The organism is Mesorhizobium sp. WSM4311, from assembly GCF_002295115.1.
Classification (GTDB): domain Bacteria; phylum Pseudomonadota; class Alphaproteobacteria; order Rhizobiales; family Rhizobiaceae; genus Mesorhizobium.
In genome coordinates, this window is sequence record NZ_NSFV01000010.1 from 84,266 (window position 1) to 96,418 (window position 12,153).

General features: G+C 62.8%; 11 protein-coding genes. 2 read left to right on the forward strand and 9 right to left on the reverse strand.

What is annotated here, in order from left to right:
- Window positions 1–5 precede the first annotated feature (5 nt).
- Both CK226_RS24685 and CK226_RS24690 read left to right on the forward strand, forming a co-directional pair.
- Window positions 6–431 carry a DUF6484 domain-containing protein gene (locus tag CK226_RS24685; protein ID WP_095793326.1) on the forward strand — a complete coding sequence of 142 codons (426 nt, stop codon included), beginning with the start codon at window positions 6–8 and terminating at the stop codon, window positions 429–431.
- The gene (locus CK226_RS24690) at window positions 428–781 is read left to right on the forward strand and encodes a hypothetical protein (protein ID WP_095775025.1); all 354 of its coding nucleotides are present in this window, start codon (window positions 428–430) and stop codon (window positions 779–781) included. The genes CK226_RS24685 and CK226_RS24690 overlap by 4 nt, the downstream gene beginning before the upstream one ends.
- On the opposite strand, the gene CK226_RS24695 is transcribed toward CK226_RS24690, so the two are convergent.
- The 9 genes from CK226_RS24695 to tssJ are packed head-to-tail and all read right to left on the reverse strand — an operon-like array spanning window position 782 to window position 12,152.
- Complete coding sequence (locus CK226_RS24695) at window positions 782–1,822, reverse strand: hypothetical protein (RefSeq protein ID WP_095793327.1); 1,041 nt, start codon at window positions 1,820–1,822, stop codon at window positions 782–784.
- Window positions 1,813–2,802 (reverse strand): DUF4150 domain-containing protein, encoded by a 990-nt coding sequence (locus tag CK226_RS36045; protein WP_280951248.1) that lies wholly within the window; start codon window positions 2,800–2,802, stop codon window positions 1,813–1,815. Before CK226_RS36045 ends, CK226_RS24695 begins: the two co-directional genes overlap by 10 nt.
- A complete protein-coding gene (locus CK226_RS24705; RefSeq protein ID WP_095793328.1) occupies window positions 2,802–3,824 on the reverse strand; it encodes a beta-ketoacyl synthase N-terminal-like domain-containing protein in 1,023 nt (340 codons plus the stop codon). Before CK226_RS24705 ends, CK226_RS36045 begins: the two co-directional genes overlap by 1 nt.
- A complete protein-coding gene (locus tag CK226_RS24710; RefSeq protein WP_095793329.1) occupies window positions 3,821–4,924 on the reverse strand; it encodes a DUF2169 domain-containing protein in 1,104 nt (367 codons plus the stop codon). Before CK226_RS24710 ends, CK226_RS24705 begins: the two co-directional genes overlap by 4 nt.
- The gene (gene tagF / locus CK226_RS24715; protein WP_095793330.1) at window positions 4,924–5,466 is read right to left on the reverse strand and encodes a type VI secretion system-associated protein TagF; all 543 of its coding nucleotides are present in this window, start codon (window positions 5,464–5,466) and stop codon (window positions 4,924–4,926) included. Before tagF ends, CK226_RS24710 begins: the two co-directional genes overlap by 1 nt.
- A complete protein-coding gene (gene tssM / locus CK226_RS24720; protein ID WP_095793331.1) occupies window positions 5,448–8,990 on the reverse strand; it encodes a type VI secretion system membrane subunit TssM in 3,543 nt (1,180 codons plus the stop codon). Before tssM ends, tagF begins: the two co-directional genes overlap by 19 nt.
- A 1-nt stretch (window position 8,991) precedes the next feature.
- A complete protein-coding gene (gene tssL / locus CK226_RS24725; RefSeq protein WP_095793332.1) occupies window positions 8,992–10,320 on the reverse strand; it encodes a type VI secretion system protein TssL, long form in 1,329 nt (442 codons plus the stop codon).
- Between the two features lie 4 nt (window positions 10,321–10,324).
- Window positions 10,325–11,659: a type VI secretion system baseplate subunit TssK gene (gene tssK / locus CK226_RS24730; protein ID WP_095793333.1), complete on the reverse strand. Its 1,335-nt coding sequence runs from the start codon at window positions 11,657–11,659 to the stop codon at window positions 10,325–10,327.
- Window positions 11,660–11,699: 40 nt separating this feature from the next.
- Window positions 11,700–12,152, reverse strand: a complete 453-nt coding sequence (gene tssJ / locus CK226_RS24735; protein ID WP_019859795.1) for a type VI secretion system lipoprotein TssJ — start codon at window positions 12,150–12,152, stop codon at window positions 11,700–11,702.
- Window position 12,153 lies beyond the last annotated feature (1 nt).

The following is a 12,153-nucleotide window of genomic DNA, read 5'->3' on the forward strand; positions in this document are numbered from 1 at the left end:
ATAAGATGTCTTACATTTTGAAGCGTATTGACGGTGTAGTAATTGGTATATTTTTAGGATTCGACGCCAGCGCACCATTGGTGGTTTTTGTGGGGAATCCTAAAGATCACGGCATCCGGGCTCGCAGTCTTATTGAGCTTACTTCGGATATGATCGGCGCTGAGGTCGCACTGTTGTTCGAAAGCGGCGAAGCCACACGCCCTTTAATTGTTGGGCGTATTGTCGATCCAACCAAGGGAACGCGACCCACTCATGTGATTGCCGACGGCAAATATACCCGCATCAGCGGTGAAGATCGCGTTGAACTTAGATGCGGAAAAGCGACGATAATCCTGGAGAAGGATGGGCACATCACCATCCGCGGAACTTATGTCACGAGCCATGCTAGTGCCACGAACCGAATTCGTGGTGGATCGGTGAACCTTAATTGATCCCGGCGCCCGTCATTCCCGAGATAGTGCGCCAACACGCGGAAATGGCGGCCTTTCTGTGGATTGTATATGACGATGCACTTCTACATCCGGAGGAGAATCCCGAGATGGACGAAGTGCGCATTGCCCGACTAATCGAACGGTTGGAAGCGCATCTCGACGGGCTGCGAGTGGCGCGGGCGGATGGCTTGCGCATCGCCAAGGAGCGCTATTCGGAATTCCCAGAAGCGGGGGAACTGTTTGTGCTTCGAATGTTGGAGCCATCGGCGACAAGGACGCGAGTGTCTGATCTCGACCTAGCAAAGGTGCGAGCTTTCCTTGCCGCCCATGTCGAAAAACAAGAGCCTTGATTATTCGAAGATAGGATAAAGCCGCGCCCACCGGCTGCCATCGAAAAACATGACGCCGCTCTCGAACATTGCCGCGATTGCGCCAACTGTTGGGGAGATGCTCACGTAGGCTGACTCGATGGACGGCAGCGGAGGGTCGAAAGGCACGATTTCCCCGCCCTGCAGGAGGTTGAGGCCACTGCCCAGCAAGAGCAACACATCGTTGTCGCGTGCCTTGACGTCGAAGAAATATCGTCGGCCAGGGAGGGCAACAACTTCATCAAAGGCGAGGAAATCCGTCGTGCGCCAAACCACACCCGTACTTGAGAAAACGTACCAGGTTCGACCAGGAGCGGGCAGGATCTCGATGACGGCACCGGAATAGTCGAAATCGAGCGTACGCCAGCGTCCGTCATAGATGCGCAGCGTCGTGCGATCCGGCCGAACATCTGCCAGCAGGAGGTCGGCAAGCAGATCAGCGTCGCCGGCATTGTTCGCTGCTTCCATCTCCGGGGTTGTTTCATCTCGAGAAATATCGATCCCACCAAAGCAAAACTCGTTCTTCCCGAGAACGACTGCATAAAAGCATGGGTCGTATCCCGGCTCACTTGCCTCGGAGGGTACATTCAGGTTTTGCCAATTCTCCGTTGGGGTACGCCGATAGACCTGCCCGCCGAAACCAAATGCAAACAGATAATCACCTGCCTGGACAAGGGTCGTCATCCGGCCAAGGTCCAGCGCGCCTGCTCGATTATAGCCAGCGCCGGGGATAGGATCTGGAGTTGCCGCAGCCGGAGTTAGAAAGAAAACGGTTCCCTCGGCAGTCATTGCCGCCGCCTCGGCGCTACCGGCCCAAACGCCCGACAGGGGAATGAGCGATACGATTTCCTCGAGATCGGTCAGTCCCGTCAGCGGGATACGGTTTCCGTCACGGCGGCCCCCCACGACTACGAGCTCATCATCCTCGGCGTCTTCGTGGTCGCATAGAAGGTAAAACGTGCCCGACGTGGTAAGAACTCCGCCGCGCAGAGAAGCGGGGCCTTTAGGAATTTCTATGGCCATGGCTTATTCAACACTCCTCTCGCCGTCGGACTGAGATTGTTCAGGCTCTTTTCTGCTCGCACAAGCCTGTCCTTATGCGGTTCGGTCTGTTCCATCACCGCCTTCGTGGCAGCTTTGAAGCATTCCGCAGTGATAACGTCGGGGACGAGCTTCTTCAGCGCTTTCAAGCAGTCAATTCTCACGTCGCTCATCTTGGCGACTCCGCTTGGGTTGGCTCTAGTGCTCGCCTGTTTGCCCAAAGCGGTCAACTTGCTGTCCATGGCTTTGTGAACTGCGGTCTCCGTGCTTTTGGACGATCCAACGTGGTTATCAGGAGGAAGACAGATGCACATGCCTTCACCGTGTGAGGGCGCGCCAGGCATTCGTGAGTCGCGTGGATTCTTCAGCCCCCGGACCTTTCTGCGACCGGTTCGGAAAGTGCGATCGGGCACAATGTGGTGGAACTGGTATTTATTACCATCGGCGTCTGTGTTTTTGGCACAGTCTTTCGCCGCATCCGAGGAATACTCACCAACTATGCACTTCGTCCCGTCGGGATTTGGCGGCGCCGCCGCGACCATCTCCGGCCAAGGAGGAGTTTGGCCACCGGGCGACGCGTGGTTGTGCGTTGCGAGATCGGTGAAGCGTATGACCGGCTCGCCCTCGAACTTGACGTTGTTGGACCAAGAGTTGAAATACTTCTTGCCTGTATTCTTCGATGTGACGATTCCCTTTTTCGGCGCACATCCGGCTTCTGTTCCGCTGGTCCGCGAAATATCAGATTTATTCTTGATGTTCACCGTCTTGCCGCCGATGAGGACTTTGCCAGTGCCATTTTCGGTGTCGGATGCTATTCCGAAGGATGGATAGGGGATCGGCACCCCTGGCGGCGTCGCCGGCGTCTGAGGTGGCGTGAAGCACACATCGGGAAACGCAGCAATGGTTTGTGCTTGGACGGCCTTGCCAGAGATCTCTAGCCCATTCGCAAAGACGTTTGACATCAGGCAGCCCTCGCGGAGACGATGGCAGCCCCACAGGCTCCGTCATCTGCCGATGCCTCGATCAACACGGGGTTGCCAGCCGCATAGCCCTTGCGCGCTGCAAAGTACGCCATTCCGATCATGAGCGGGACCACGGCCGCACCGACGTTGCCAAGAGACTCGGCGGGGCTCCAGAGATCTTGAAAGCCTGTGGCGTCGCGCTCCAGGCGCAAGCTCGCAAGGGTAGTTTGCTTGAACCAGTATTGCTCGCCGATGAGGTCAGCAATCCGGTAGCCGACGCGGTTTAGTCCAATGCCGGTTTCATCCAAGGCCAAGCGGTAGGCTGAGGCCATGCCGTCCCCGCGCAATGGCAGATCACGCGGGTTGTTGATTGGCGCAGGATCACGTGCGAGTCCGAGACCGAAGAGGGAAAGGCTACCGTTCGAGCTGCGAGCGCAAAGCACTGCTGCGGCCGCCTCGCCAGGAATAAATCCGTTGGCATTGTCGGCCGTCAGCAGGCGATTTTGTCGTAGGTGATGGCCTACTGCCAATGTCGAGAGGTAGCTGTCCACCCCTACGATCATGACATTCGAAACAGCGCCTGACGCGATCAGCTTACGCGCGTGATCCAAAGCGACGTGTCCAGACGGCCGGCCGTGCGTAATAATGCGTGACGCGATATGCGGCTCGAACTCCAGAATTTTTGCAATTGCGCGCATAAATCGCGAGCTGTCGCGCACCGGCGAGCCAATGCGACCCTCCTCAGCAAGGCACAACAGCAGTGCCGTCTGATCCCTCGCCGCTTCACCACTTGCGAAAGCTTCGCTGATCGCGCCGGCCGCCAGGTGCTCTAGGCGCTTCTCGCCAACCCAATTCCGCGGCAGCGGCACTGGAGCGCCGATCAACCAGTCTCCGCCAGGGCCGACGAATCTCGTCTCGCGAAATCCGTCCAATCTTGCCCGCATTGCGGCACAGCTCGACGGTGCGTCAAGTCCAACAGCGGTGACCATTCCAACTGAGACGATGTCGAGACTGGCGCTCATGCCGCGTCGGCCTCATCTCGTGGCGGCGCATTGAAGCCGCGAACATATACTTTGCCCGTTGTCCTGGCGCGCTCCATTCCGCGCGTAGGTGGCCCGACCCAGCATTCGTTGAAATCGAGGATCGTGCGCTGGATCCGTTGCGATACCCGCCAGACCAGCGAAAACCGCCGCTTCTCCGGATCGAACAACAACGTATCTGGCAGAAGCTCGCCCTCGAACGCTTTTTCGCGACCTTTGAACAGCGTCAGCGGCAACGCTGTCGTTGGCATGCGGAAGCTTTCCTTGCCTGCCGGCGTCAAATTTATCAACTGCACGTCCTCGCCGCCCCTTGGATGGTCGATCTGCTGGTCCGGTGGCGCCATCTGGAAATAGCGTTCATCGAAATCCTGCGGCAGGAACGGAAAAATATTGTCGATCCAGTTCTGGTCGTAGGTGCCGCCATATTCGATGCGTCCCGGCCAGCCGCGGCCCATCGGCCCAAAGCTCATCGGTTTGTAGTCGCCGAAGGGCGAGCGGATTTCTTCGTTGACCGCTTGGGTGTTCGGCAGCCGCAGGCCTGGGACTAGACGCTGGTTCTTGGTCCGCGACCAGCCGGTTCCGACCGGGTTGTATTTATAGCTGGCGGGAAGCTTGTCCTCTGGATCCAGCCTGTCGACGCCACCCCAGGCAACATCATAGGAGATAGGCAGTTTCAGGAAGGGTTGCGGCGACGTGGCGGTAAAGAGCGGGCCGATGGCGCGCCATTCGCGGTGGCCGACGACCTCGAACAACTTTGACCAGTTGCCAACCTTGATGCCGACCGGTACGCGCTCGGCCGGACGCCCGCCCGGCGCGTAGGCACAGCCATTGGCGATCACGTCGCAGCGCGGCTTGCGGAAGGCGAAATCCGTCTCCCACAACGTCGCCGAATAGCCGGGCACGCCGGTTTGCGTGTCGGCCATGACCAGCGGAACCTGTTCGGCCGATTTCTGCACCAGCCCGCCAGGCTTCGTCGGAAAATCGAAAGTACCCTTGACCACGACCACGATCCATTCATGGCCGGCCTTATCCATGCCCATGGTGAACTGATGCGGATAGCCCATCTGGTTCCAGATCTGCATCAGCTCGCCTCCATGTGGCTGGCGGCGATCTGCTCCAGCACCGGTCGCGGCGCCAGCTGGTCGACATCGAAAATATCCGTATGCGCTGACCACATGACCAGATCGTCGATCACATCGCCCTCGCCATCGATTACCGGAACCGGCAGGGCGGCCAGCGCCGCGTCGAGTTCGTCAGGCGTCATCTCGCCCCGCTGTGCGGCGAAGGCGGCTTTTTCGATATTTTCGAACCAGGCATCGGCATAGGCAAGCTTCAGCGGTGCTTCATCAAGACGCGCGACGATGCTCAGCGGAAATTGCCTGCCGACCCTGTCGGCGCTTTGCAGTACAATGCCGGCCGAGGCGCCGAAGGAACCAGGCCCGCTGAGGAAACGCAGCGCAATGTGCTGCGGCCAGGTTTCAAGTCCAAACAGCGGCACGATATGCTGCGCCAGCCAGCGGTCCCATCCACGCACGAAATCCGCCGGCAGCCGCCGGGTCACGAAATCGCCGGTGGCGGGCATCTTGCCATAGAAGCCGGGCATGATCAGATCTGCGGCGGACATGTGAACTTCTTGAACATTTCGAGCGTGTAGGGGTTCTCGACACTGGCGGCTTTGAGCTCGAAATCGGCCCACATCCCCTTCGTCCCGAGCCGCAGGCTGTAGACGTCGGTGAGCTTGGTCGCGGCGAAGCGGCCGCCGCGCAGCATTCTGAGCCACGCCCAGCTGCCGGTCTCGTTGAGCATCACTTCGGGCGAGCCGTCGACCGGCTGGAAGGCGAGAGAGATCACCCCGGTGCCATCCTTGCCGGGCCACGTCATCGGTTGCGGCCTGGTGGCGTTGTTGTAGTAGACGAGGTTCTGGCCATCGAGGTTGAGCGTGACGCGCGTCACGTTGGGCGACAGGTCCTTCGGTTCGAGCGTGAAGTTCATCACCGGGCCGGTGCCGCCCGGAAACAGGTCGTCGCGGATATGCCTCGCCTGCTCGAACGCTGCGAGCGCCGCCGGGTCCAGGCCGAAATCGGCACGCCATTTCCACGGCTCGCTGGCGGTGTCGACATAGTTGATCAGATGGTCGGTGGTGAAGGCATCGATCAGGCCGGTCGGCCCGAAAAGACGTTGAAAATCGCGCACATTGACATCGACCGCGCTGTCCGGGCTGAACGGATAGCGGTTGTTGAGCGCCGCCTGGCAGAACGGCAGTATGTCGGCCCGCCAGATGGCGTTGAGTTCGTTGGTTACGGCCTTCTGCGACAGGCCGCTGGTGTCGCCGGCAATGCCGCCCAGCCACTCGTTGATCGGCGAAGGCAGGATCTGCGCCTGCCTGGCGACTGCGCCTGTCAGTTCGGCAAGCCCGCCCTGCTTCTTGATCGCATCCTGCGGGTTGGGATTGGCGGTCACCGTCTGCAGCACATTCGACAGCGCCGTCAGCGCCACGACGGCGGCGTCGAGCGCCGGCGGCTGGCCGTCGACCTGGGCAATGGTGCCTTTGAGCGGCTTGAAATGCTCGGCAACCAAGCTGCCGGTCATGTCCACCTGGTTGGCGGAGCCGGCGCGCGGCAGGAGCTTGGCGCCCGAGGTCACCACCTTGCCCAGCTTGCCGAGTTTGCTGAGCAGCTTGGAGCCGGTCTTGGCGGCAGCGCCACTTTTGTCGTCGGCCGGCGCGTCGTCGGAGCGGGTGAGGTCGGTCTCCTGCACCACTGCCGTCAACAGGCGCTTCAGCGCGGAGTCGGCGTTGGAAAGATCCTTGAGGTTTTCACTGGCGATGTTGAGATCGGTGAGCGGCGCAAGCCGCATGTCACGCAGGAAAGAGTCCCACTGGGCGATATAGTCGTCGTAGTAGAGCTTCAGGATGTCCTGCGAGAGCGCCGAGACCGACGTCTCCGAGTTCTCCGAGCAGCCGCCGGCAAACACCGCGCGATCGAGGGCGGCCTGTCCCGCCACATCCTCGACCCGGTCGAGGATCGCGTCGTGGAAACCCGCATAAGTGTAGGGCCCGGGAACACCGACGCGCAACGTCTTGTCGGAGCGGCGCGCGAACACTTTGGCGCCGTTCGGCCCGGCGAAATTGGCCGGCACCCATTCCTTGACGGCGGCTACTTCCGGATCGGCTAGGAGCTGCTTGTAGGCGCGCTGCGGCAGTGAGATCGTGCATACAGTCTTCAGCGCCTCCGCGACCAGAGCCTTGTCCGGGGCGATGTAGCTGTCGTCGACGGCCATGCGGCGGATGGCGGCGATTTGGTGCTCTTCGGCGTCGGCCGTGGGGAAAGGCGGAGCCGGTGCGAATTGCGGCAGGCTGTTCACCCACCAGTTCTGGACGAAATCGGTGTCCATCTGCGACAGGCCGGTCATCATCCGGTAGGTCTTCAGCGCGCCGAGCATGAAATCCGGATCGCGGATTTGCCGCCACATCGTGGCCTCGAGCAGGGCGACCATATGCGGCTCGAGCACGTTGCGCAGCGCATGGTCGTAGGTATCGGTCTGCGCGCGCACCAGCTCCGGCGAAGCGGTCGGGCCGAGCAGGTTATGGACGGCGTCTGGTGGCGGCGTTCGGGCGGTCGCCACCGCGTCCATCGCCGCCAGCGCGCCATCCATGGTCGGCTGCTCGACCGCGGCCGGCGTGGCGGCGACTTGGGTGAGCGGCCCTTGCAGGGCTTCGAACTGGCCGGCCTGTTCGGTGATCGCATTGCGGTTGTCGAGGTAGGACCAGGTGAACACTCCGCCGGCCAGCAGGGCCGCGAGCGCACAGGCGGCGGCGGCCCCGCGCCAGATCCAGGCGCGGCGGCGCTGCGCCAGCGGATCGAATGTTCCAAGGCCGGCCTCCTTGAAGATCACTTCGGTGAGAAGGTTCCTGAGGAAGAAGCTGCGCTTCTCGACGCGCGCCGCCGGCATGGCGCGGCGCGGCGGCAGCCCGAAGGACGATGACAACGCCGCGGTCAGGCGGTCGATGGGGGCTCCTTCCTGTGTCGCCGATGTCAGATAAAGGCCGCGCAGCCACGCGGCTTCCTCGTAGCGGCTTTCGCCGAACATCGCCTCGATCAGCACCTGGATCGGCCCGCAGAGGCTCGCCAACTGCGCCGGAAAGCGAAAGATCTCGGCGCGCGAACCAAGCTTGTCTTCGTCTTCAAGGCGCGGCACCAGCCTTCGCTCCAGCTCGGTGCCAAGCCTGGCCAGCTCCGACTGGATCATGCCGGCGTTGACGCGGGCATCCAGCGCAAAGGTGGTTCCCCACACCTGCTCGCGCGCGCTCGTCGACAAGCCGCCGAAGAAGGCTTCGAACCCTTTGATCAGGTCGGCCTTCGTCAGCATCAGGTAGACGGGCAGACGAATTTCCAGCCGATCGTTGAGCTCGGCCAGTCGGCGGCGGATCTTGCGGCCGTGCGTCTTGATCGCCTCGTCGCCTTCCGAGAGCACATCGATCGACAGCGCGACGATGACGCCGTTGAGTGCGCGGCGACCGCGGTGCTTTTTCAGAAGGTCCAGGAAGCCCAGCCATTCCGCGGCGTCGACGTCCGGCTGGCTCTCCTGCTGGACGTAGCGGCCCGCAGTGTCGATCAGCACCGCGTTCTCGGAGAAAAACCAGTCGCAGTTGCGCGTGCCGCCGACACCCTGCAGATCATCGGTCAGATCGATTGGAAAATTGAGGCCCGACTGGCGCAATGCCGTGGTCTTGCCGGTGGCCGGAGGCCCGACGATCACATACCACGGCATCTCGCGCAGGAACTTCCGTCCGCCGAGCTTGCGACGCTTGAGCTCGGCCATCACCTCGCCGAACTTGGCGCCGACGGCTGCAACGCTCTCCTCGCCGGGGGTAAGCTGCTTTTCGGTCACGGGTGCCGCGATCTCGGCGACGAACATGCGGTTGGCGCGAATCGCGCGCCGTTGCGCGATGATCAGCCAGACCAGCCACAGGATGATCAGGCCCGCGATGATGGCTATGCGCACATTGTCGGATTCGAATGGCGCGTACGGGCCGACCTGGACGATCGGGCCGAACACCCAGATCAAAAGCGAAAGCAGCGCAATGCCGATCAGCGTCCAGAGAAAGCGCGAGGTGATGACCGCCCAGAGGAAGCGCAGGATGGACATCTCAGAGCCTCTTCTCGACCAGGACCTCGACGCGCCGGTTAAGCGCGCGGCCCTCGCGCGTCGAGTTGTCGGCCACCGGATCGGAGTCGGCGCGGCCTTCGGAATGGATGCGCTCCTGTGGCACGCCAGCCTGCACCAGGAGGTCCGCTATGGTTTGGGCACGTGCCTCCGAGAGCCGCTGGTTGCTGGCGAGCGGATTGGACCGTTGCAGGCGCACATTGTCGGTATGGCCGACGATCGTGATGTTTCCGATGAGCTCCTGATTGGCGAGGATCACCTTGGCGATCGACTGGATCAGCGGCTCATAGCCTTGCGACAGTGTCGGCCGCGAAGACTGGAAGAGTTCGGGGTTGGACGACTGGATGATCAGCTTGGCCAGCGAGACGCTTTCGGTGCCGCTGAGCGCGCCCTTGAGGCTCGTCGGCGCTTCCACCTTGAACGCGGGCAGCAGCGCGAAATCGACCGGCTGTGGCAGTTCAGGTGCGGGCGCATCCTGCTTGGGCGCGGCGCGGGTAACGTCCGCGCGTGAGGCCGGCGGCAGCGTGCGCACGAGGGCGGAGAGTTCGACCGCCTGGCTGCTCAAGCCCATCGACAGACCGATGTAAGCGGCGGCGGCGACGACGACCGCGGCAAGTGCCATCACCCAGATTGGAACGATGAAGCGCTGCGGTTCGTCGGAAGCGATCACGCCTTTCCAGTTCGGCGACAGCGGCGCGTCCTCGGCGTCGGCATTGCGCAGGAACCGCGCGGCTGCCACACGCACGGCATTGAGCGAGCGGTCGCCGGCGCGGCCGGGCACCCGGTACTTGCCGCGGAAGCCGAGCGCCAGGCAGTAATACTGAAGCTCAAGCATCTCGCGGTCGCGGTTGGGATGGCGCTCCAACTCGTCAAGGCGGGTGAAAAACTGGGTGCCGGCATCGACATCGCCACGCAGCATGACCACCAGCGGCTGGCGCGGCCAGGCGCTGGCGCCGCCCCACGGCGTGTTCAGCGCCAGGTCGTCGAGCAACGCCGCCACCGCCCAGGCCGCCTGGTCGGCGCGCTCCAGCGAGGAGCCTGCTGCCATCGCGGCGTCGCGCGCCTGAACCAACTCGTCGAGCAGGCGCGTGCGCATCGCTTCCGGGTTCTCCGGCGCCAGCGCGCTTTCGAGCTCCGGCGCGAATTCGAGCAACGGCGCGAAGATATTGATGAGCGTGTTGGGATGGGCGCGCGCCCTTTTGACAGGCGCGCCCGGTGCCAGCGGCGCCATCGGCCGCGGCGCGGCGCCCGCCAGCCTGATGCGTGTGCGTTCGCGATCCTCCGACAGTCCGAAAGGATCATCCCGGCTCATGGCCTCACCTGTTCACTGAGTAGCAGTCGACCTGCGGCTCGCTCGGCAGGACACCGGAAACGCCGATGACGAAGCCGGGGGCGTCGAGCAACGAGGCCCAATGCTCGCTCTTCTGGTCAAGCTCCAGGCACAGCCGGTCGCCATCATAGGGAATCTCGCGTGGCTGCGAATGAAGCGGTTTCAGCGGAATACCCGGCAGGCGCGACTTCCAAAGGCCTTCGAACTGATCGGCGGCGCCGACCGTCGCCTGGTTGACGAAGATCTTGCGCAGCGCGTCTTCCGACAGTTCCGATCCGACGCGGATGACAATGCGGCTGGCGACCAACAGCTTCGGGTTGTCGATGCGCACTTTCCAGACATTGGTCGCGTGCCGCATCACGGGCAGCGCGCGTGATTTCGGCTCGATGTAGCGCAGGCTGAGGATGAGCGAGCGCAGGGCGTCGGCCAGCGCCATATAGGCGGGGCCGGGCGCCATGTGGTCGTAGGCCGGCAATTCGCCGAGCCGCCGCGAGCTCGAGCCGTAGGTTGCCATCTCGCCGGCCAGTCCGGCCAGTTCGAGATAGAGTTCGGCCGGATGAAAGACATCCTGTGCCAGCATGTGGGCAAGCCGCGGGCGAGCGGCGTTGGCGAGGTGCAGCATCAAAAGGTCTTCGACGCTGCGGCCGGCGCCGCCCATCACCATCTTGCCATGCGCTTCGGCGATCTGGTCGAGGCCGGTGACCACTTCCTGCAGCAATTGCCGGTACCAGTGGACCGCGCCGGTGACCAGCGTCGGCGGCAGGAACGTCTCATCGAGCGAGATGCCGCCGTCGGCGCGCACACCCTTTATGTCGGCGATCGGCAAGGCGGTATAACCGCCGACCGATTTGCCGGGTGCAAGCAGGGCGGCTTGCGGCCGGGCGACCTCGATCTCTTCCGGATCAGCGCCGCTCTGGACGGCGTCGCGCACCGAAACGATCTTGCCGTGGTAGCGCGCGCCCGTCGAAGCCGCATGCGCCGGATCGAATCCGACGCCACCGGGCGGCTCGAGCGGCAGTGCCACCAGCACCGGACCGGCGCCGGTGTCCGCAGTGACCGGCAGCGGCTTCGGCGCATCCATCAGTTCCGGGATGGAGAAAGGGGTGCCGTCCGGGAAAATACCCCGGGCGGACACGATCGAGACCTGGCCGGCGTCGAGCAGCGACTGGTCGAGGGTCAGCTGCTGGAAGCCGAAAGTATGGAGCTGACCGGCCTGCAATGCGCCGCGCACCATGCCCTCGAAGAACCGATCCTGCTGCTGGAAGTGCTGGGTCCTGAGAAACAGGCCCTCCGACCACAGCACCCTGTTTGCATCGCTCATGCCATTACTTTCTGCGCACAACCATCCGTGGCCCCTGTCGCTAGGCGGAAATGCCGCCCTTGCCGAGGCTGACATTGACGGTGAATTTCGACCCCGGCGATACCGACTTGGTCGTGCGCCAGTTGCGTCCGCCTGGCTCGCGGATCAGCGCCACGAAGCCGAGTGCCGTGGCGTTCGGCTCGACCGTGATGGTCTTGGCCGCCGTCTTGCCTGGCGCGACCGAGATCGTGTCGGAGCCGATGAGGTCGGCGCCGAGCGCCGAGCTGGCATCGCCCTGCAGCGCGAAATAGTCGGCCGAGTTGAACTTGCCGGTGCTGGCAAGCCGCATCACCAGTACCGTCACCGGCCTGTCGCCGCCGCCCGGTCCTGGATTCATGCCGGCGCCCCCGGTCACGTTGACCGAGATAACCGATGGTTTCGGCGGGCCGCTCTGGCAAGCCGCAAGCAGCCCCGTCGCGCCGAGGGCAACGACGAATTCGCGTCTGTCGATCATG